Annotated in this window: 16 protein-coding genes; 8 read left to right on the forward strand and 8 right to left on the reverse strand. The window is 71.2% G+C overall.

Annotated elements, in window-relative coordinates; genetic code table 11:
- Nucleotides 1–352 precede the first annotated feature (352 nt).
- From leuS to CG736_RS09265, 5 genes are all read left to right on the forward strand, one after another.
- A complete protein-coding gene (gene leuS, locus CG736_RS09245) occupies nucleotides 353–3226 on the forward strand; it encodes a leucine--tRNA ligase (RefSeq protein WP_100585702.1) in 2874 nt (957 codons plus the stop codon).
- 482 nt (nucleotides 3227–3708) lie between these two features.
- Nucleotides 3709–4488, forward strand: coding sequence for a hypothetical protein (locus tag CG736_RS09250; RefSeq protein ID WP_100585703.1), 780 nt, complete (start codon nucleotides 3709–3711; stop codon nucleotides 4486–4488).
- A 117-nt stretch (nucleotides 4489–4605) separates the two neighbouring features.
- Entirely contained in the window at nucleotides 4606–5532 is a 927-nt protein-coding gene (locus CG736_RS09255) for a DegV family protein (protein ID WP_100585704.1), read from the forward strand.
- A 112-nt stretch (nucleotides 5533–5644) separates the two neighbouring features.
- On the forward strand, nucleotides 5645–6829 hold the full coding sequence (locus CG736_RS09260) for a ComEA family DNA-binding protein (protein WP_232733895.1): 1185 nt from the start codon (nucleotides 5645–5647) through the stop codon (nucleotides 6827–6829).
- A 242-nt stretch (nucleotides 6830–7071) separates the two neighbouring features.
- The gene (locus tag CG736_RS09265) at nucleotides 7072–9894 is read left to right on the forward strand and encodes a ComEC/Rec2 family competence protein (protein ID WP_100585706.1); all 2823 of its coding nucleotides are present in this window, start codon (nucleotides 7072–7074) and stop codon (nucleotides 9892–9894) included.
- Nucleotides 9895–10046: 152 nt separating this feature from the next.
- Here the strand turns inward: CG736_RS09265 and CG736_RS09270 are convergent, their stop codons facing one another.
- Nucleotides 10047–10310: a hypothetical protein gene (locus tag CG736_RS09270; protein WP_100585707.1), complete on the reverse strand. Its 264-nt coding sequence runs from the start codon at nucleotides 10308–10310 to the stop codon at nucleotides 10047–10049.
- A 151-nt stretch (nucleotides 10311–10461) separates the two neighbouring features.
- Here CG736_RS09270 and holA point away from each other — a divergent pair, with 151 nt between their 5' ends.
- A complete protein-coding gene (gene holA, locus CG736_RS09275; protein ID WP_100585708.1) occupies nucleotides 10462–11457 on the forward strand; it encodes a DNA polymerase III subunit delta in 996 nt (331 codons plus the stop codon).
- Between the two features lie 75 nt (nucleotides 11458–11532).
- Here holA and CG736_RS09280 read toward each other — a convergent pair whose 3' ends face one another.
- From CG736_RS09280 to CG736_RS09290, 3 genes are all read right to left on the reverse strand, one after another.
- Nucleotides 11533–12357, reverse strand: a complete 825-nt coding sequence (locus CG736_RS09280; RefSeq protein ID WP_157815490.1) for a hypothetical protein — start codon at nucleotides 12355–12357, stop codon at nucleotides 11533–11535.
- 415 nt (nucleotides 12358–12772) lie between these two features.
- The gene (gene rpsT / locus CG736_RS09285) at nucleotides 12773–13036 is read right to left on the reverse strand and encodes a 30S ribosomal protein S20 (RefSeq protein WP_100585710.1); all 264 of its coding nucleotides are present in this window, start codon (nucleotides 13034–13036) and stop codon (nucleotides 12773–12775) included.
- 164 nt (nucleotides 13037–13200) lie between these two features.
- Nucleotides 13201–13506 carry an antibiotic biosynthesis monooxygenase gene (locus CG736_RS09290; RefSeq protein ID WP_100585711.1) on the reverse strand — a complete coding sequence of 102 codons (306 nt, stop codon included), beginning with the start codon at nucleotides 13504–13506 and terminating at the stop codon, nucleotides 13201–13203.
- Nucleotides 13507–13609: 103 nt separating this feature from the next.
- On the opposite strand from CG736_RS09290, the gene lepA reads away from it, so the two are divergent.
- Nucleotides 13610–15478: a translation elongation factor 4 gene (gene lepA, locus CG736_RS09295; protein WP_100585712.1), complete on the forward strand. Its 1869-nt coding sequence runs from the start codon at nucleotides 13610–13612 to the stop codon at nucleotides 15476–15478.
- 146 nt (nucleotides 15479–15624) lie between these two features.
- Here lepA and CG736_RS09300 read toward each other — a convergent pair whose 3' ends face one another.
- From CG736_RS09300 to CG736_RS09310, 3 genes are all read right to left on the reverse strand, one after another.
- On the reverse strand, nucleotides 15625–16695 hold the full coding sequence (locus tag CG736_RS09300) for an NAD(P)/FAD-dependent oxidoreductase (protein ID WP_232733896.1): 1071 nt from the start codon (nucleotides 16693–16695) through the stop codon (nucleotides 15625–15627).
- 82 nt (nucleotides 16696–16777) lie between these two features.
- On the reverse strand, nucleotides 16778–17680 hold the full coding sequence (gene sigJ / locus CG736_RS09305; RefSeq protein WP_100585713.1) for an RNA polymerase sigma factor SigJ: 903 nt from the start codon (nucleotides 17678–17680) through the stop codon (nucleotides 16778–16780).
- Nucleotides 17681–17787: 107 nt separating this feature from the next.
- Complete coding sequence (locus tag CG736_RS09310) at nucleotides 17788–18336, reverse strand: MarR family winged helix-turn-helix transcriptional regulator (protein WP_100585714.1); 549 nt, start codon at nucleotides 18334–18336, stop codon at nucleotides 17788–17790.
- 104 nt (nucleotides 18337–18440) lie between these two features.
- On the opposite strand from CG736_RS09310, the gene CG736_RS09315 reads away from it, so the two are divergent.
- Nucleotides 18441–19541 carry an EamA family transporter gene (locus tag CG736_RS09315; protein WP_100585715.1) on the forward strand — a complete coding sequence of 367 codons (1101 nt, stop codon included), beginning with the start codon at nucleotides 18441–18443 and terminating at the stop codon, nucleotides 19539–19541.
- 7 nt (nucleotides 19542–19548) lie between these two features.
- On the opposite strand, the gene CG736_RS09320 is transcribed toward CG736_RS09315, so the two are convergent.
- Nucleotides 19549–21447, reverse strand: a complete 1899-nt coding sequence (locus CG736_RS09320; protein ID WP_100586008.1) for an ABC transporter ATP-binding protein — start codon at nucleotides 21445–21447, stop codon at nucleotides 19549–19551.
- Nucleotides 21448–21710: the final 263 nt, after the last annotated feature.

Below are 21710 nucleotides of genomic sequence, written 5' to 3' on the forward strand. Positions count from 1 at the left end.
GTCGGTCGGGGGGAGCGGGTAGGGCGGGCAGCAGGTTGGAGGGAATGAGCAGTCGGTTGGAGGGAGCGGGCGGGGGAGTGGCCGGAGATCCGACTGTGGCTTTGGTCGTGGTCGAGGGGGTGACGGGAGATCCGGCCACGGCCGTGGTCGGGGGATTGACGCGGTGACGCGAAAGGGTGTTGAAGGGGTGCGGTACCCTGAGCCCATGCGAACTGTGCGCCTGCTTCTTAGCCGGCCGCGCTGACCAGGACCGGCTTGGGTGCCGGAGTCGGCGTGGCGTCCCCTCCTGCGGAGGGGTTTTCTGCTTTCTACGGCCTGTTCGCTGACTGATGACGATGGAGCCTGAAGGACCATGAGCGAGACGACCCCCGCTTCCGGCGCGGCCGAAGCCGCCACCGAGCCTTTCCGCTACGGCGCCGCGCTGGCCGCCGAGATCGAGTCCCGTTGGCAGGACCTGTGGGAGAAGGAGGGGACGTTCAACGCCCCCAACCCGACCGGCCCGCTGGCCGACGGGTCGGCCGTCGCCGCGAAGCCCCACAGCTTCATCATGGACATGTTCCCGTACCCGTCGGGCACCGGTCTGCACGTCGGCCACCCGCTGGGCTACATCGCCACCGACGTGTACGCCCGCTACCAGCGGATGACCGGCCACAACGTCCTGCACACCCTGGGCTACGACGCCTTCGGCCTGCCCGCCGAGCAGTACGCCGTGCAGCACGGCGTGCACCCGCGGGTGTCCACCGAGGACAACATCGCCAACATGCGCCGCCAGCTGCGCCGGCTGGGCCTGGGCCACGACTCGCGCCGGTCGATCTCCACGATCGACCCCGAGTACTACCGCTGGACGCAGTGGATCTTCCTGCAGATCTTCAACGCCTGGTACGACGAGGCGGCCGGCAAGGCCCGCCCGATCTCCGAGCTGGTCGCCCAGTTCGAGTCCGGCGAGCGCGAGGTGCCGGGCGGCCGTGCCTGGGCCGAGCTGACCGGCGTCGAGCGCGACGAACTGCTGGGCGACTACCGGCTGGCGTACTCCAAGGAGGTGCCGGTCAACTGGTGCCCCGGTCTGGGCACCGTGCTGGCCAACGAGGAGGTCACTGCGGACGGCCGCTCCGAGCGCGGCAACTTCCCGGTGTTCAAGTCCAACCTGCGCCAGTGGATGATGCGCATCACCGCCTACGCGGACCGCCTGATCAGCGACCTGGACCTGCTGGACTGGCCCGAGGCGATCAAGCTGCAGCAGCGCAACTGGATCGGCCGCTCCGAGGGCGCCCGGGTCGACTTCGGCGTCGGCGGCGACACCGTCACCGTCTTCACCACCCGCCCCGACACCCTGTTCGGCGCGACCTACATGGTGCTGGCCCCTGAGCACGCCCTGGTCGACACCGTCGTCCCGGCCGAGTGGCCGGCCGGTACCCGTGACGAGTGGACCGGCGGCGCCGCGACCCCGGCCGAGGCCGTCGCTGCGTACCGCGCAGCCGCCGCCGCCAAGTCCGACGTGGAGCGCCAGGCCGACGCCAAGGTGAAGACCGGCGTGTTCACCGGCGCGTTCGCGACCAACCCGGTCAGCGGCGAGCAGATCCCGGTGTTCATCGCCGACTACGTGCTGATGGGCTACGGCACCGGCGCGATCATGGCCGTCCCCGCGCACGACAGCCGCGACTTCGCGTTCGCGCAGGCGTTCAACCTGCCGATGCGCTGCGTCGTCCGGCCCACCGACGGGCGTAGCGAGGACCCGCACACCTGGGACGACGCCTTCGATACCTACGACTCGGTGCTGATCAACTCCGAGCGTGACGACGTCTCGCTGAACGGCCTGTCCGTGGTCGACGCCAAGGCCCGGATCACCGCCTGGCTGGCCGAGCAGGGCATCGGCGAAGGCACCGTCAACTTCCGTCTGCGTGACTGGCTGTTCAGCCGCCAGCGGTACTGGGGCGAGCCGTTCCCGATCGTCTACGACGAGAGCGGTGCGATGCACGCGCTGCCCGAGTCGATGCTGCCGGTCGAGGTCCCCGAGGTGGACGACTACTCGCCGCACACCTACGACCCCGACGACGCCACCTCCTCGCCGAAGACCCCGCTGTCCCGCAACGAGGACTGGGTCAACGTCGAACTGGACCTGGGCGACGGCCCGAAGACCTACCGCCGCGAGACCAACACCATGCCCAACTGGGCGGGTTCCTGCTGGTACGAGCTGCGCTACGTCGACCCGGTCAACTCGACCTCGGTCGTCGACCCCGCCAACGAGGCCTACTGGATGGGCCCGACCGCCGAGAAGCCGGCCGGCGGCGTCGACCTGTACGTCGGTGGCGCCGAGCACGCGGTGCTGCACCTGCTGTACGCCCGTTTCTGGCACAAGGTGCTGCACGACCTGGGCTACGTCTCCTCGGTCGAGCCGTTCCACAAGCTGTTCAACCAGGGCATGATCACCGCCGACGTCTTCCGCGACGACCGGGGCTTCCCGGTGCCGGCCGCGGAGGTCGAGGAGATCGACGACGAGTTCTTCTGGAACGGCGAGAAGGTCCGTCGCGAGGCGGGCAAGATGGGCAAGTCGCTGAAGAACGCGATCGCCCCGGACGAGTTCGCCGACGAGTACGGCGCGGACACGCTGCGCCTGTACGAGATGTCGATGGGCCCGCTGGACGTCTCCCGCCCGTGGGACGCCCGCGCGGTGGTCGGCTCCTACCGCTTCCTGCAGCGGCTGTGGCGCAACATCGTCTCGGAGATCACCGGCGAGCTGGTGGTGACGGACGAGGCGCCGGACGAGGCGACGCTGCGGGCGCTGCACAAGACGATCGACGGCATCCGTGGCGACATGGCCAACCTGCGGTTCAACACCGCGGTGGCCAAGGCCATCGAGCTGAACAACTTCCTGGTGAAGCGCGGTTCCACGCCGCGTTCGGTCGCCGAGCAGATCGTCCTGCTGATCGCCCCGCTGGCACCGCACATCGCCGAGGAGCTGTGGCGCCGCCTGGGCCACGAGCAGTCGCTGGCCTTCGCCGACTACCCGGTCGCCGACCCGGCGTACGTCGTCGACGACACCGTGACCTGCGTCGTACAGATCAAGGGCAAGGTCAAGGCCCGCCTGGAGGTCTCGCCGGCCATCTCGGACGCCGAGCTGGAGGCGCTGGCCCTGGCCGACCCCACTGTGGTCGCCGCCATCGGCGGTGCTGAGGTGCGCAAGGTCATCGCCCGCGCGCCGAAGCTGGTGAACATCGTCACTGGCTGACGTCGCCTCTGCTGAGCGATCGTCGGATCGGCAGGGCCGGTTGTCCCGAACACGGGGCGGCCGGCCCTTCGCCGTCTGTGGGTGCGGGAGGGTGCACTCCCGGGTGGCGGCGCAGGCGAGAACGAGCGCGAACAGGAAGGACAGGGGCAGGAGGCGAAGGATCCGCAGGGTCGGTGCGGCTCGTACGGTCCGGGTCGTTCGTGGGGCGTGGCAGGTCTGTCGGACTCGTCGGACGGGCCGGAGACGGTGGAAGAGCTCGAACAAGGTGGCTCCGTTCTTCGTAGGGTGTGTTGATCGCGTGGCGTGTACTGGCGGTCTCCGGGTGATCGCTTGGGGGACATCCCTGAGCTGTCCCTGATCTCCGCTCTCCAGGCGGTTGAACGTCTGCTGCCCGCTGCCGGGCCGAGCTACGGTGGAGACCGGTGGACAGGCGGGCCGCATTCGGCGGGCCGCCGCCGGTCACGGGCGGAGGTGGGCTCCCGATGGAAGCGCTCGGTGTCGTCGTAGCGCTGGTCGCGCTGCTCGGAGTGACGCTGCTGGTGATGGCGGTGGTCGGGACGGTCAAGGCGGCGAAGGCCGTGGCCGCCAAGGTCGAGCGGCACAGCTCCAATGCCCAGCGGGCGGTGGAGAACGCCACCCTCCGGGCGAAGACCATCACCAAGCCCGGCGACCAGGGCCGGATCGCCGGCCTTCGCCTGTCCCTGCGTACCGCGCTGGATTCGACCCGCCAGGTGCTGCAGGGCGGCCTCCCGCAGGACGGTCAGCTCGGTGACGCGCTCCAGCTCCTCGCCCGCCTCGACTCGCACGCAGCCGAACTCGACACCGAACTGCGCCTACTGGAACGCGAGCCGATGAACAGCCGCGTCGCCGCCAAGCTCCCCGAACTGCGCGAACGCACCGAGCGGATCACGCACTCCGCGGACTCCCTGCGCTGGGCTGCCCAGGACCGAATGCGCCGCTTCGCCGACGACGAGCTCGCCCGCCTCAGCCAGGAGTGTCGGGACGAGGCCGGAGCGCTGCGGCACTGGACTCCTGCCGAGCCTGCCGCCGACCGCGGCTCCGAATTCGCCGCCGGCCCTGCGTCTACCGCCGATGCCCGGAGCGCCGCCGCTTCCGCCGATGGCCCCGCCGACCGTCGGAAGGGAATCGGCACCGGACGCCAGAGCAGTGCCGAGGAGTTGCTCGGGCTGGCTGCCGAGCCGCTCTCCCGCCTCGCCGACCGCCTGCGCAAGCCGAACCCGGCCGGACCCAACCGCCCGTAACCCCGCGTCACGGAGTGGTTGCGTTCCGTGGCGTGAAAGTTACCCGCCGTTGTGGAGGTCAAACCGCCACAGGACGGGCACTGTCATCCTGGCTCTGCGGAGGGTAACCTCCGCCTCATGCTCGGCCACCTCGCACTTGTCACGGATTCCACCGCGTATCTGCCCCAAGAAGCGGTGGACCGGCACCGCATCCAGGTGGTACCGCTCAGCGTCGCGGTCGGTGACGAAGTCTTCGCGGAAGGCGTCGAGATCTCCCCGAAGGATGTCGCCGAGGCCCTGCGCGCCAAACACCGGGTGACCACCTCCCGGCCCAGCCCCGAGACGTTCACGGCCGCCTATCGGGCCGCCGCCGAGGCCGGCGCCAGGGGAATCGTCTCCATCCACCTGTCCGCCGAACTGTCCGGCACCGCGGAGGCGGCCCAGCTGGCGGCCGCCACGGCACCGATTCCGGTCAGGGTGGTCGACAGTCGGCTGGTCGGCATGGCGCTGGGAAGCTGCGTGCTGGCCGCCGCCGAGCTCGCCGATGCCCTCGATGCCGCTCGGGCCGCGGAGCCGGCCGGTGATGTGGGCGTCGAGGTGGACGGCGACAGCACTGAAGCGGACCTGGATCGGGTGGTCTCCGCTGCCGAGCGGCGGGCCGAAGTCACCAACGGTTTCTTCTACGTCGACACCTTGGAACACCTGCGGCGCGGAGGCCGGATCGGAACCGCCCAGGCGCTGGTCGGCTCTGCGCTGGCCGTGAAGCCCCTGCTTCACCTCGCCGGTGGTCGGATCGAGCCGCTGGAGAAGGTACGCACCGCTTCCCGCGCCATTGCCCGGCTCGAGGAGATCGCTGTCGAGCACGCCGGGGCACAGTCGGTGGACATCACCGTCCACCACCTGGTCGCGGAGCAGCGGGCCGAGGCGTTGGCCGAGCGGCTGCGGGAGCGGGTGCCGGCAATCAACGAGCTCTACGTCAGTGAAGTCGGTGCTGTCATCGGTGCGCACGTCGGCCCCGGCCTGCTGGCGGTCGTCGTGGCACCGGTCGTCGCGTCCCCGTGCTGAGCGACGCCAAACTCACTCGTCCGAGCGACGAGAGTTATCCACAGGCCCGGGTTGTCCACAGGGGCGGGCCAATTCTCTGACCGGGTGCCAGGTCGGCCCTACTGTCCTCGCCATGAGGACCATCACCACACCCCAAGCCCGCCGTCGTCAGACCGTCGCCACTGCCAGAGCCCGCCTCGGCCTGCTTTTCCCGCCCGCCCTGCCCACCGACCTCAACCCGACCACCGATTCAACGACCGAGTCGGTGTCCCGGGCTCCGGAGCCCGTGAGGGCCGCAGAAGTGGGCAGTGGCGAGTCGTCGGCGTCTGCGGACCATGAGGCGATCAGCGCTGCTCCAGAGCCTGAGCTGGCAGCGGCACGTGCGACAGCCGCTCCCGATCCGCCGTACGCACTGTCGTCGCCGCGCGTCCTGGCGATGTACGGGGTGGCCGCGCGCTCGGCCGGCACGGCTGCCCCGCGCTCCACCGACCGGGCCACCGGACAGCCTGCGATTCGGCATGGTGCGGTCCCGGAGCGAGATCCGCCCGCGGTGTCCGACATCGACTCGTCAACGCTTGCCGATCCCGATTCCCTGCTGGACGACTGGGCCGACCTCCAGTCGTATTCGGACCCGCCCCGGCCCGACACCCCGTCAGCTCCCGAACCTACAGCCGTGTCCCACCAAACCGACCAGCCACGACTTCCCCTGCGGTTCCGCCTCCCCGCAGCCTTTGCCCTCGACCGCCGCGCCGTTCTCGGCCTCGCTGTCCTGCTCGTTCTCGCCATCGGCTACGCCGCGCAGCACTTCTGGTTCGGACGGCCACACCCTGTTGCCGTTCCCGCCATTTCCATCGCCGATTCCACCACCGACCTCGCCACCGAAGGAGCACCCACTCACCATTCAGCCCGGCCGTCCCTGGTCATCGACATCGCCGGCAAGGTCCAGCACCCCGGCCTACGAACCCTCCCCGCAGGTTCACGGGTCGCCGATGCCCTGACCGCCGCCGGCGGCCCGATCCCCGGGACGGACACCAGCCCTCTGAATCTCGCCCGTCCACTCACTGATGGAGAGCAGATCCTCGTAGGTGCCGAAAACGTCATCGGCGGAGTACCTGCCGCTCCCGCCGGACCAGTCAGCCTCAACCACTCCAGCGCCGAACAACTCGACTCGCTACCGGGTGTCGGGCCCGCCCTGGCCCAGCGCATCCTCCAGTACCGCCTGACGCACGGCCCCTTTCAGTCCCTCGACCAACTTCGTCACGTCCCCGGCATCGGCCCCCGAAAGTACGAGGACCTCAAGCCACTGCTCACGCTGTGATCCCCACCGCCCGTCTCCCGCAAGGAGGCTGTCCGATGCTCTAGCCCCCAACCTGAGCGGCTCCCCACCCCCTACCCGCTGAGGAGGCTCAGTCGCTCGCGCGCTGCTCTGTCCGGGCCTGACCCGCCGCCACCCACTACTCGCCCACCAGCTGTCCGGTTAACGCGGCACGGCCGTGCCGTCGTGCCGCAAGCCGCCAAATCAACAAGTCGACCAACGAACACGCCGAGAGGAGATGCCCGATGCCGGCCCTGCCCTCCGCCGCCCCCGACCGAACCGACTACCGGCTTCTCCTCCCGGCCATCACCGCGTGGCTGGTCACTGCCGTCGTCCTCGACCTGGACACCCGACACCGCCCGGCGCTGCTCCTGAGCGCTCTGGTGGGCGGCGCGACGGCCTTCGGCCTCCTCACCTCGAAGGGACCTCATCGCTCGATCCACCGACTTGCAGCCGCCGTCCTGCTCACCGCAGCAGCGGCGGCGACCACGACCGTCCTCCACACCGCCGACCTGCACCGGGGCCCGCTGCCCGCCCTGGCGCATCCAACGCCGACATCTGCCCGGGGAGAGCCGGACTCCCCGGGCAGCCCGGAGCTGGCCCCCTACGCGGATGGGCAGCCCGCTCGGTCCGACTCCGGAGACGGGCCGACGTCACGATCCCTCTCCGGAGACGGACGAACAGCCAAGCCGGAGGTCACCGTTGAAGCGACCATCACCGGCGACCCCAAGCTGCACGGATCGCACACCCGGGGCAGCGCCCTCTCTCAGCCGACCCTCACCGTCTCCGCCCTCGTCACCCGCGTCCGCCCAGCAGCCGGCGTCGAGCAGGCAGGCGCGGTCGCCACCGTGACCAGAACGCCCGTCACGCTACTGATCCGCACGCAGAACGCGGAGCAGTGGCAGCAATTGATCCCCTCCACCCAACTGGAAGTGCAGGCAGAGGTGTTGCCGGAGCAACCGGTCAACCCTTCTGCGGGGGCGGGCTCGGCCGCACGGCCCCGGACCGACTCGGCGGCACTGCTCGCCCCGCAAGGGCAGCCCAGGATCCTTGCGCAGCCCAGTCTCCCGCAACGCCTTGCCGCCCAGCTCCGCAGGGGGCTTCGCGATGCCTGCGACCACCTGTCGTCGGACGTTCGCGGCTTGCTCCCCGGACTGGTGGTGGGCGATGTGACGAGGCTTCCGGACGACCTGGCGGACGCCTTCCGGTCCACCGACCTCGGGCACCTGGTGGCGGTGAGCGGGGCCAACCTGGCGATCATCCTGGCGGTTCTGGTCGGAGGCACCCCCGCCGACCCGGACGTGCCGGGGCGCGGCGGGCTGGCCGGGCTGCTCGGCCTCTCCTTCCGGACGACGGCACTGCTCGGAACAGGACTGACGCTGGCCTTCGTCACCATCTGCCGACCAGACCCGAGCGTGCTCAGAGCGGCCGCCACCGGCCTGATCGGACTGCTGGCCCTCGCCACCGGCAGACCGAGACGGGGTTTGCCCACACTGGCCGGCGCCGTGCTGATCCTGGTCCTGGTGGATCCCTACCTGGCCCGCTCCTACGGGTTCCTGCTCTCCGCGCTCGCCACGGCAGGGCTCCTGATCCTGGGCCCGAGATGGACCGCCGCGCTGCGTGCACGCCGCTGGCCGCACCACCTCGCATCGGCGGTCGGTGCCACCGCGGCGGCGCAGGCGTTCTGTTCTCCCGTCACTGTCCTGTTGGCACCGCGGATCAGCCTGGTCGGAGTTCCGTGCAACCTGCTGGCTGAGATCGCGGTCGCACCCGCCACGCTGCTCGGCTTCGGTGCGCTCGCGGTCGCGCCCCTCTCGAAAGGAGCGGCGGAGTTCCTGGCGGACCTTGCCGCGTTGCCCGTCGGATGGCTGGCCGTCGTGGCGCGCCGGGGCGCCGAGCTTCCCGGTGCCGAACTCGCCTGGCCTGGCGGCATGTTCGGCTCGGCACTGCTGGTGGTGGTCATCGTCGCGCTGGCCTGGGCGCTGCCGCCACTGCTGGGCGGGCGGCGGCGGTCCGGACGTCGGCGCCCCAGGGTGTGGTCCGTGATTGCGGTCACCGTTCTGTTGCCGATCGTCCTGCTGCGTCCACCCGTCGTCAGCCGGCTGGCGACCGGGTGGCCGGTCCGGGGCTGGCGGTTGGCGATGTGCGACATCGGCCAGGGTGACATGACTGTCCTGCCGGTCGAGCCCGGCAGCGCGGTGGTGGTGGATGCCGGGCCCGACCCCAAGTCAGCCGATGCCTGCCTGCGGGAACTCGGGGTGACCAGAGTGCCGGTCCTGATCCTCACGCACTTCCACGCCGACCATGCGGAGGGCATTCCCGGGGTGCTGCGCGGCCGGGAGGTCGGTGCGATCGAGGTGACTGCCTCGAACGAGCCGGAAGGCGAACGGAGCAGGGTGCTGCGCTGGGCAGCCGACGGCCGAGTCCCGGTGCTGCGGGCCGAGCGGGGCGAGCGCCGAACGGCGGGGGCCCAACTCGCCTGGCAGGTGGTGTGGCCCACGTCGCCGCCGGCACCGGACGCGACCGGTCCCAACAACTCCAGCATCGCGATCCTCGCCACCCTCGGCCCACCCGCCGCCCCGATCCGGGTAGCCCTGCTGGGCGATCTGGAACCTCCGGCTCAGGCAGCCCTGCTCACCCTGGGCCTGCCGCCGACGCCCCGACCCGACGAGCGGGCTCCACCCCCGCTTGCGGGCACGGAGCCGACAGCGGTGCACGGTACGGTTCGGACGCTCGACGGCCGGGCTGCGACAGTGAACGCCGCCGACTCGGTCGATCGCTACGGCGGGCCCGGCCCTCCCAGGTTGGGGCGGGTGGACGTCCTGAAGGTGGCGCACCACGGATCGGCGAACCAGGACTGGGCGTTGATGGCCATGCTTCGCCCGAGGCTGGCCCTGATCTCCTGCGGTATCGGCAACCCGTATGGGCACCCGGCGCCCCAGACGGTGAGCGGGCTCAGGGCGCTGGGGGCGACGGTGGTTCGCACCGACCGGGTGGGTGACATCGCGGTGCTGGGAGATGCGCCGTCCCTGGCGGTGGCATCCCACCTGCGCTCCGCCCACGGCTGACGCCCGGGCAGCTCGGGCGGGCTGTCGGCGATGGCGGAAGGGGCCTGAACCGAGAGGCCGAGCGGTGCAGACAGAGCGCCCGTCCGAGCAGGTGGGTGCGCCTCGCTCGGACGGGAACCAGGCCAAGCCCGGCGGGCCGATGGTGGGGCAGGTCAGTCCTGCTCGCGCCACCCGTCCTGCTCGGCGACGAGCCGGTCGAGTTCGGACAGCAGCTGCGGCGTCCAGCCCTCGTCCTCGGGGGCCTCGACGACCACGATCCACTGGGCGTCCTCGGCGTCGTCCTCGCCGGCGAGGGAGTCCCGGACCACCTCCACCTCGCCCAGGTCGGGCCAGCGCGCACTCAACTCCTCGGCAATCTCATCCGCCGCGTCGCGCTCAGGAAGGACGAGCAATTGACGGTCATTGTTCTTGATCACGGCATCATTCTCCCCAGCCCGCCAGGCGGTGCGGCGGCGGCCCCGACCCATGTTCCGTCCCGTCGTGCCGGGCTGGCGGACGGTGCTGGCGGAGAGCTGCGGGGACGCGCCGGAGCAGGCCTGTCGGCACGGCGTGCGATCCTGGTAGGCGATGGCCAGGAAGAGTGCACCCGACGACCTGCTCGCCCCGCTGACCGTTGCGGTCGGCCAGGAGGAGCTGCTGCTGGACCGTGCGGTCGCCGAGGTGGTGGCGGCGGCGAGGGCGGCGGATCCGGAGACGGACGTACGCGACCTCGCGCCGGGGGCGCTGCAGGCCGGGCAGTTGGCCGAACTCACCACCCCCTCGCTCTTCGCGGAGCGGAAGGTGATCGTGGTTCGGGCCGCGCAGGACCTCGCGGCCGACGCGGTCAAGGAGGTCAAGGCGTACCTGGAGTCGCCGGTCGAAGAAGTGATCATGGTGCTGGTGCACGCGGGCGGCGCCAAGGGCAAGGGCCTGCTGGACGCGGCGAAGAAGGCGGGCGCGCGGGAGGTCCTGTGCGCCAAGCTCACCAAGGCGAGCGAGAAGCTGGCGTTCATCCGCAACGAGTTCCGCACCCTGGGCCGGGCCGCCAGCCCGGAGGCGTGCCAGGCGCTGCTCGACTCGCTGGGCAGCGACCTGCGCGAACTGGCGGCCGCCTGCAGCCAGTTGACGGCCGACATCGAGGGTCCGATCGACGAGACCGCGGTCGCGAAGTACTACAGCGGACGGGCCGAGGCGACCGGCTTCGAGGTGGCGGACCTCGCCGTCACCGGCCGGGCCGCCGAGGCGCTGGAGCGGCTGCGCTGGGCACTGGCCGTCGGCCAGCCGCCCACGGGCATCACGTATGCGCTGGCCTCCGGGGTCCGCAGCATCGGCCGTCTCGCCAGCGCCGGCCGCAATCTGCGTCCCGCGGACCTGGCCCGCGAACTGGGCATGCCGCCCTGGAAGGTGGACCGGGTCCGCCAGCAGATGCGCGGCTGGACGGGCGACGGCGTGGCTGCCGCCCTCACCGCTGTCGCCGAGGCCGACGCGGCCGTCAAGGGCGGCTCCGACGATCCCGCGTACGCCCTGGAGCGTGCCGTGGTCGCCGTGGCCCGCGCCTCTCGGGCCGGCTCGCGCCCCTACTGAGCCACCCCGACGGCGCTGCCGAAGCAGCTCCCTCCGGGGATGCCGGGGGAGGCCCCGTCAGGTCCCCGGATTCGGTCAGGCGGATCCGCCGAGGGTGCGCAGGAGTTCGCGGGTGTCGGACAGCAGCGCGGTGCGGACCTGGTCGCGGTCGGGGGCGGTGCCCCTGCCGTCCTGGTAGGACGCGGACCAACTGGTGTAGCAGGTCATGCCGCCCTGACGGACGTACAGGACTTGGGTGAGGTAGTGCCGGCCCGGGCTGCTTCGGTCGGGGTCGTCGAGGTAGCCGACGTAGGCCGCGTCGCCGAGGCCGGGCACCGTGCTGATCAGGTAGCGGCGTTGGGCCAGCCCGTCGCGCTGCGCGTCGAACTCCGGGCGCGGGTCCACCTCGTGGTGGAGCTGTACCTGCAGGTAGAGGGTGTAGAGGTCCTGGTCGCCGCCGACCTTCTTGCGGTACTGGCTGCAGTACATCTCGTCCAGTGCCCGGTGGCGCGTCGTGTAGTGGTAGGGGCTGCCCGACGGAGCGGGATACAGCTGGCCGAAGGTGGTCAGGCGGGCCGTGGTGCACAGGTCGTCGACCACCCGGTAGCCGGCCACGCTCGGGGAGCCCGACGTCGAATCGCCGTTGATCAGCGAGGGGACCGTCAGGACGGTTGCCGCCCACACCACCGAAGCGGCCAGGGCGCCGCCGATGCCCCACCACAGCCCGTGCCCGGAACGGCTCCGGCGAGGGGCGCCCGGGCCCGTTCCGTCGGGGCTGCCGCCGTCGACGGAAGGCCCGTCCGGGCCGATGGTGGTGACCGTGCCCGCCCTGACGCCGGTCGTCGAGGAGGTGCGGGTGCTGCGCGAGAAGCTGCTGGTGGAGCGGTGGCCCTGGAGCTGATGCGGCGGCGGAGTCGACATCGTTCCCCCGAGTAGTTGGTCACGCACGGGCAGTGTCAGGCACCCTGCACCCTACCCCGCCGCACCGTTCGCGCCGATGCCCTTTCCTGTCACGGTGGTTGAGCGCCCCAGCCGCCGAGGGCAGTCGTCGTTCGGGGCCGGAAACGCGAACTGCCCGCCCGGTGGAGACCGGGCGGGCAGTCGGAGGAAGTGCCCTGAGCGGGGACTTCCGGTGGTTCATCGGGTACCGCACCCGCGTGGCGAACGCAGGCCGCGTGCGGTACGGGTCGTGCAGCTCATCGGAAATCCGGGTAGAGGGCCGGATTCCCGGGAGCGGACGGTCGGCGGTGGCGGGTAGAGGGCCGCTGATTCACGCCGTCCTAGGTGGTGCCGGAGCACCGAGTCGTACGGCCGGGCCGTACGGGAAGGACCAGGATCAGGCAGCGGTGTTGACGCGCTTGGTGATCGCCGACTTCTTGTTGGCGGCCTGGTTCTTGTGGATGATGCCCTTGCTGACGGCCTTGTCGAGAGCCTTGGAGGCGGCGCGAGCCAGCTCGGTGGCCTTCTCGTTCTCACCGGCGGCAGCGGCCTCGCGGGCCTTGCGCAGAGCGGTCTTCAGCGAGGACTTGACGGCCTTGTTGCGCAGGCGCGCCTTCTCGTTGGTCTTGTTGCGCTTGATCTGGGACTTGATGTTCGCCACGAAAGAGCCTCAGTCTGTGTGAATCGGCAGTTCAACGGGTTGCACCGCCCGCCGTTGGGCCTGCTGAGAGGGCATGCCGAGGGCGGAGTGCAGCGGCCCACGCTACCAGGGCCGCCCCGCACCGCCCAAACCGGACCGGCCCGGTCACGGGCGGCCGGAGTCCGTCAGACGGAGATCAGCGGTTCGCCGTAGTGCTCGACCGTCGGGAACGGGTCGTAGTAGTGGTGCAGCAGCTCGCGCCAGCGCCCGTACTCGGGGGAGCGGCGGAAGCCCTCGGTGTGGTCCTCCAGGGTCTCCCACTCGACCTGCAGCAGGAAGCGCGAGGTGCTGCCCTCGTCCAGGCAGCGGCGCAGCCCGAGGGAGCGGAAACCCCGCTGGGCGGCGATCAGCGGCCGGGCCTCGGCGAAGGCGGCGAGGAAGTCGTCCTCCTGGCCGGGGCGGACGTCGAGCAGGGCGCTTTCCAAGATCATGTGGGGATCCTGCCGGATGCCCGCCCGGGCGGAAAGACCGGTCGGGCCTCGGGCATGGGAGGATGGGCGGAACCATATTGATCGGATCAGAAATCGGACCAAGGTGCCCGCGACCCCCAGCAACGTGCCAGAGCCCAGCCGTACTGACCCGGCGGTGATTCGCAACTTCTGCATCATCGCCCACATCGACCACGGCAAGTCGACGCTCGCCGACCGGATGCTGCAGATCACCGGCGTGGTGGACCCCCGGCAGATGCGCGCCCAGTACCTCGACCGGATGGACATCGAGCGCGAGCGCGGCATCACCATCAAGTCGCAGGCAGTCCGCCTTCCGTGGGCGCCGCGGACCGGTGAGAACGCGGGCAGGACGCACATCCTCAACATGATCGACACCCCCGGCCACGTGGACTTCACGTACGAGGTGTCCCGCTCTCTCGCAGCCTGCGAGGGAACCGTCCTGGTGGTCGACGCGGCCCAGGGCATCGAGGCGCAGACCCTCGCCAACCTGTACCTGGCGCTGGAGAACGACCTCACCATCATCCCGGTGCTCAACAAGATCGACCTGCCGGCCGCCCAGCCCGAGAAGTACGCGGCGGAGATCGCGCACATCATCGGCTGCGACCCGAACGACGTGCTGAAGGTCTCCGCGAAGACCGGCCTCGGTGTCGAGGACCTGCTCGACCACGTGGTCGAGAAGATCCCGGCCCCGGTCGGCGTCAAGGACGCCCCGGCCCGCGCGATGATCTTCGACTCGGTGTACGACGCCTACCGCGGCGTGGTCACCTACGTGCGAGTGGTCGACGGCCAGCTCACCAAGCGTGAGCGGATCGCCATGATGTCCACCGGCGCGACCCACGAGCTGCTGGAGATCGGCGTCATCTCGCCGGAGCCGAAGGTCGCCGACGGCCTCGGCGTCGGCGAGGTGGGCTACATCATCACCGGTGTGAAGGACGTCCGGCAGTCCAAGGTCGGTGACACCATCACCTCGCAGCACAAGGGCGCCACCGAGGCGCTCGGCGGCTACAAGGACCCGCGCCCGATGGTGTTCTCCGGCCTGTACCCGCTGGACGGCTCGGACTACCCGCTGCTCCGCGACGCCCTCGACAAGCTGCGCCTGAACGACGCCGCACTGGCCTACGAGCCGGAGACCTCGGTCGCCCTCGGCTTCGGCTACCGCTGCGGCTTCCTCGGCCTGCTGCACCTGGAGATCATCCGGGAGCGACTGGAGCGCGAGTTCAACCTCGACCTGATCTCCACCGCCCCGAACGTGATCTACCGGGTGATCATGGAGGACGGCACCGAGCACACCGTCACCAACCCGAGCGAGTTCCCCACCGGCAAGATCGCCGAGGTGTACGAGCCGGTCGTGCGCGGCACCATCCTGGCGCCCAACGAGTTCGTCGGCGCGATCATGGAGCTCTGCCAGTCCCGCCGAGGCAACCTGCAGGGCATGGACTACCTCTCCGAGGACCGGGTGGAGCTGCGCTACACCCTGCCGCTGGCCGAGATCGTCTTCGACTTCTTCGACCAGCTGAAGTCCAAGACCCGCGGCTACGCCTCGCTGGACTACGAGCCCATCGGCGAGCAGTCCGCCAACCTCGTCAAGGTCGACATCCTGCTGCACGGCGACGCGGTGGACGCGTTCTCCGCGATCGTGCACAAGGACAAGGCCTACAACTACGGCGTGATGATGGCCGGCAAGCTGCAGAAGCTGATCCCGCGCCAGCAGTTCGAGGTGCCGATCCAGGCCGCGATCGGTTCCCGGGTTATCGCCCGTGAGACGGTCCGCGCGATCCGCAAGGACGTTCTCGCCAAGTGCTACGGCGGTGACATCTCGCGTAAGCGCAAGCTGCTGGAGAAGCAGAAGGAAGGCAAGAAGCGGATGAAGATGGTCGGCCGGGTGGAGGTCCCGCAGGAGGCCTTCATCGCCGCGCTGTCGACGGACGCGGAGCCGCCGAAGGAGAAGAAGTAGCTCCTACGGTCGGCCACACGGGCCGGGGTCCCCGCACAGGGGGCCCCGGCCCGTCGCCGTTTCCCGACGCCGACTCGGCGCCGTCGGCCACCCTGATGCCGTCGACGTCGATGCCGTCGGGGTGACTCGCCGATCAGGACGGACGGTCAGCGCAGGGACAGCGGCAGGACGTTGACGATGACCGACTTGACCAGCCGCCCGGCCGCCCCGGTCACCACCCGGGGCTTCATCGAGTCGTCGCCGTTGATCAGCTGAACCAGCGCCTCGCCGCGGCCCAGGCTCAGGCACTGGGTGAGGTAGCGGAACGCGAACGGCTTGTCGGTGCGTCCGGTGAGCAGCTTGCCCAGGTAGCGGCCCTGCGGCTGGGCGGTGGCGCAGGCCATCCGCAGGTGTCCGACGCCGGGCAGATCGACGGAGGCGGCGTCCCCGGCCACGTACACGTCGGGGTGCGACACCGAACGCAGGCGGTCGTCCACCACGGCCTGGCCGCGGTCGGTGACGGCCAGGCCGGATTCGGCGGCCAGCGGGTGCGGCTCCAGCGAGCCGGCCCACACCACCACGTCGGCGGGGACCGGGCCGGCCACGGTCTCCAGTCCGGCCGCGGTGACGGCGGTGACCTGGTGCGCTTCGTCCACCCGGACGCCGAGTCGGCCGAGCACCGACAGGACGTGCGCCCGGCCGCGCTGCGACAGCCAGCCGCCGACCGGGCCGGACGCCACCAGCCGGACCTGCCAGTCGGGGTGCGCCTCGGCGAGTTCGGCGGCCAGTTCGATGCCGGTCGCGCCGCCGCCGACCACCGCGATCGTTCCGGGCGCCGGCGCGCCGGTGATCCGGCGGTGCAGTTCCTCGGCGTTCTCCGCCGAGTACGCGTGCTCGGCGGCGCCGGGCACGCCGCTCCAGGCGACCCGGCTGCCGAGCGCGTAGACCAGGGTGTCGTAGGCGATCCGATTGCCGTCCTCGGTGACCACCTTCCGCCCGGCCAGGTCGAGTTCGACGACCCGAGTGGCCAGGTGGGTGACCTTGCGGCCGCGCAGTACGTGGGAGACCTCGGGCTGGGAGACCCGGCGGCCGACGGCGATCTCGTGCTGGCGCACCCGGTGCGCGAAGCGCTGCTCCGGGGCGATCAGGGTGACCTGGTTCGGCCCGCGGCCGATCCCTGCGGCGGCGGACAGTCCCGCGTAGCCCGCGCCGATCACCACGATGTGCTTGCCGGTCATCTCGTCCTCCTTCACGGACCCCGCCAGGTGGCGGTACGGAAGGGGGACGGAGCGGCCCGCAGGAGTGTGACCGTGAGCTGCGTCACGCCGCCGAGAGGTGGGCGAGCTTCTCCGGGTTGACCATCGCGTACGCGGAGGTGATCCGGCCGTCCGCGACGGTGAACGCCAGTACGCCGCCGACCACGCCTGGTTCGGCGTACCAGACCGCGCCCAGCTCGCCGTTGACCAGCATCGGCACCAGCGGGCGCTGGGCATCCAGCGAGCGCTCGGACAGCTTGCGCACCAGCCGGCCGACGTGGATCGCGCCGAGCAGCGGGCGGCGGCCCGCGCTGACGATGCCGCCACCGTCGGCGTGCCAGACCACCTCGGGGTCGAGCACCTCCATCAGCGTCATCAGATCGCCGCCGGTCGCCGCGGCGATGAACGCCGTCACGACCTGGCGGTGCTCGGCCGGGTCGACGGTGCTGCGCCGGCCGCCGTCCCGCACCCGGCGGCGGGCCCGCGAGGCGAGCTGGCGGGTGGCCTCGGGCGAGCGGTCCAGCGCCGAGGCGATCTCCTCGAAGCCCACCGCGAACACGTCGTGCAGCACGAACGCCGCCCGCTCCGCCGGGCTCAGCTGCTCCATCACCGCCAGCATCGCCACCGACACCGCCTCGCCGACCTCGGCCAGCTCGGCGGGGGAGTCCTCGGCGTTCAGCAACGGCTCCGGCAGCCACTCGCCGAAGTACGCCTCCCGACGGGCCCGGGCCGAACCCAACTGGTCGTAGCAGAGCCTGGTCACCACCGTGGTCAGGTAGGCGCGCGGCTCGGCGATGTCCGAGCGGTCGGCCGACTGCCAGCGCAGCCAGGCCTCCTGCAGCACGTCCTCGGCGTCGGCGACCGAGCCCAGCAGGCGGTAGGCCACCGCGGCCAGGTAGCGGCGCTCGGCCTGGAAGGCGTCCACGGGGGCGGACGGCGCGGAGTCGACCGCGGTCGGATCGGGCATTCGCCAACGGTAGCGCGCCGAACCGCCGGAGCAGCACGGGGCGCTGATCCGGCGTCAGGGGCGCGGCAGCCGCGCGACCGTCGACGGCCGCGCGGCTGCCGGGACCGTCAGAAGCGGGACGGCGCCGGACGCGAGGTGCTCTCCACGCTGTGCAGCAGATCCCGGAGCAGCGTGTTCAGCTCGGACAGTCGCTGCTCGCCCAGCCGGTCGAGGATCCGCTGCTGGACGGCGGTGCCCGCCGCCACCGCCCGGTCGACCGTCTCCCGGCCGAGGTCGGTGAGGGTGATCCGCAGGCCGCGCCGGTCGTTCGGGTCGGGGGAGCGGGTGACCAGGCCGGCCCGCTCCAGCTTGTCCAGCCGGCCGGTCATCCCGCCGGTGGTGAGCATCAGGGTGGCGGTCAGCTCGCGCGGCGACAGCGAGAACGGCTCCCCGGAGCGGCGCAGCGTGGCCAGCACGTCGAACTCGCCGTTGCCGATGCCGAACGGCGCGTACGCCTGCTCCATCAGGTCGCTGACCGCGCGGGAGACCCGGTGCACCCGGCCGAACGCGGCCATGGCCTCCGTCCGGTCGGCGAGGTCGGGGCGCTCGTGCCGCCACTGGTCGGCGATCGCGTCCACGGGGTCGTGCGCAGTGCTGCGAAGGTCCACTCGGTCCATTCAGCCAGTCTGGCACAGGGCTGCTCGGGAGTGAGTGGGTGAGCGCCGAGATTTCTTTCGTTAATTGACTCGACAGCAAGTAGCTTGGCGCTAAGCTATCTCCCATGCGAACCGTAGCTCTCACCGCGCTCGCCCCGCTCGCGTGGGGCTCCACCTATGCCGTGACGACCGAACTGCTCCCCGCAGACCGGCCGTTGCTCACTGCGACTCTGCGCGCCCTGCCCGCCGGCCTGGTGCTGCTGGCCGTCACCCGCCGACTGCCCAGCGGCTCCTGGTGGTGGCGCTCGGCGGTGCTGGGCGCGCTCAACATCGGCGTCTTCTTCGCCCTGCTCTTCGTCGCCGCCTACCGCCTGCCCGGCGGAGTGGCCGCCGTCCTCGGCGCGATACAGCCGCTGCTGGCCGCCGGGCTGGCCGTGCCGCTGCTGGGGGAGCGGTTCGGGCGGCGGGCCCTGCTGGCCGGCACTGTCGGCGTGTTCGGCGTGGCCCTGGTGGTGCTGCGCGCCACCGCCCGGCTGGACGCCATCGGTGTGTTGGCCGGCCTCGCCGGAGCCGGGGCGATGGCCGCCGGCACGGTGCTCACCAAGCGCTGGGGCCGCCCGGAGGGTGTCGGCCCGCTCGCTCTGACGGGCTGGCAGCTCACCGCCGGTGGTCTGCTGCTGCTCCCGGTCGCCGCCCTGGTCGAGGGCGCCCCGCCGGCGCTCAGCGGCACCAACCTGCTCGGGTACGGCTACCTCGCGGTGGCCAACACCGCGCTGGCGTACTGGGTCTGGTTCCGTGGCATCGGTCGCCTGCCCGCCACGTCGGTCGCCTTCCTGGGCCTGCTCAGCCCGGTGTCGGCGGCAGTGATCGGCTGGGCCGCCCTCGGCCAGTCCCTCAACGCGGTGCAGCTGCTGGGCATGGCCCTCGCCCTCGGCTCCACCCTGCTCGGCCAGCGGTCGGCGGGTCGACCCGCCACCACCGTGGTCGCCGCCTCGGGCAGCGCTTCCACCAGCCCGACCGCCACCACCTCGACGGCATCCGCCCCGGCTGCCCCGGCTGCGGCAACCCTGGCCGCTCCCACTGTCACCGCCACCGCCGTCCCCGCCGTCCCCGCCGCCCCCGTCCCGGCTCTCGCCCTCGCCGCGATACGCGAGGGGGAGGCCCGCGGTGCGGACCTCCCCCAGGGCGGCGGACCGGTCGAGCCGGTAGGCCGGGTAGCGCGCTGACGCTGTGTCAGTCGACCTCGGCCACCGCCTGAGCGAACTGCGCCTGGTACAGCCGGGCGTAGGCGCCGTCGGCAGCGATCAGCTCGTCGTGGTTGCCCTGCTCCACGATCGAACCGTTCTCCATCACCAGGATCACGTCGGCATCCCGGATGGTGGAGAGACGGTGGGCGATCACGAAGGAGGTGCGGCCGGTGCGCAGCTCCGCCATCGCCCGCTGGATCAGCACCTCGGTGCGGGTGTCGACGGAGCTGGTCGCCTCGTCCAGCACCAGGATCGAGGGCTGGGCGAGGAAGGCCCGGGCGATGGTGATCAGCTGCTTCTCGCCCGCGCTGACGCCGGTGCCCTCGTCGTCCAGGACGGTGTCGTAGCCGTCGGGGAGGGTGCGCACGAAACGGTCCACGTGCGCGGCCTTCGCCGCCGCGATCACCTGCTCGCGGGTGGCGGATTCGGCGCCGTAGGCGATGTTCTCGGCGATGGTGCCGCCGAACAGCCAGGTGTCCTGGAGCACCATGCCGATGCCGGAACGCAGCTCCTCGCGGGACATCGCAGCGATGTCCACGCCGTCGAGGGTGATCCGGCCGCTGCTCACCTCGTAGAAACGCATCAGGAGGTTGACCATGGTGGTCTTGCCGGCGCCGGTCGGTCCGACGATGGCCACGGTGTGGCCGGGTTCGACCTTCAGCGACAGGTCCTCGATGAGCGGCTTCTCCGGGTCGTAGCGGAAGGCGACGTCCTCGAAGGCGACGCGGCCGTGCACCTCGGCGGGGCGCTGCGGGTGCTGCGGCTCGGGGGACTGCTCGTCGGCGTCGAGCAGCTCGAAGACCCGCTCGGCCGAGGCGACACCGGACTGCACCAGGTTGGCCATCGAGGCGACCTGGCTGAGCGGCTGGCTGAACTGACGGGAGTACTGGATGAACGCCTGGACGTCACCGATGGACAGCGCGCCGCTGGCCACCCGCAGGCCACCGACCACCGCGACCAGCACGTAGTTGATGTTGCCGACCAGCATCATCGCGGGCTGGATGATGCCCGAGATGAACTGCGCACGGAAGGAGGCTTCGTAGAGTGCCTGGTTCTCCTGCTGGAAGAGTTCCCTGGCCTCCTTCTGGCGGCCGAAGACCTTCACCAGGCTGTGCCCGGTGAACATCTCCTCGATGTGGGCGTTCAGCTTGCCGGTGGAGCCCCACTGCTTGATGAACTGAGGCTGGGCCCGCTTGCCGACCTTGGCGGCGACCACCACCGAGACCGGGACGGAGATCAGCGCTATCAGGGCCAGCAGCGGGGAGATCCAGAACATCATCGCCAGCACGCCGACGATGGTCAGCAGGGAGTTGATGACCTGGCCCATGGTCTGCTGCATCGACTGGTTGATGTTGTCGATGTCGTTGGTGACCCGGCTCAGCACCTCGCCGCGCGGCTGGCGGTCGAAGTAGCTGAGCGGCAGCCGGGCCAGCTTCGCCTCGACCTCCTCGCGGAGTCGGAACACCGCGCGGTTGATCGCCAACGCGGACAGCCGGCCCTGGACCACACCGAACACCACGGCGGCCAGATAGATGCCCAGAACCCAGAGGAGGATGGTGCCGATGGCGCCGAAGTCCATGCCCTGGCCGGGGGTGAAATCGATCGAGGCGAGCAGGTCGGCGATGCTGCCCTCGCCCCTGGCGCGCAGGCCGTCGAGCACGGCCTGCTTGCTCGGGGCTCCGGCGAAGCGCGGCCCGGTGGCTCCGGCGACGATCAGGTCGGTCGCCTTGCCGAGCACCCGGGGGCCGACCACCGCGCAGCCGACGGAGAGCACGCCGAATCCGAGCACGGTGAACAGCAGCCTGCGCTCCGGCTTGAGCAGGCCGAGCAGGCGCTTCGCGGAGCCGCCGAGGTTCTTGGCCTTCTCGGTGCCCTGGGCGCCCATGAACCGCGCGGGTCCGGGCCCACCGCGGCGGGCTGCCGCCTCCTGCGAGGTCGAGGCGGCGTCCTGCTCCTTGTCGCTCTCCTCGGTGGCGGCCTTGCCGAGGTCGGCCTTTCCGGCCTTCGACCCGGCCGTATCGGCCTTGGCCAGGTCGGGAGCGGTCACACCGGTCGCGGTGGATCCGCCCGCGGCAGACGGGGCCGTGGCGGGCCCGGTCGCAGCGGCTCCGGTCGCGGCGGGCACGGTGATGTCGGGCACGGTGACGT

The organism is Kitasatospora sp. CB02891, assembly GCF_002803145.1.
GTDB classification, from domain to species: Bacteria; Actinomycetota; Actinomycetes; order Streptomycetales; family Streptomycetaceae; genus Kitasatospora; species Kitasatospora griseola.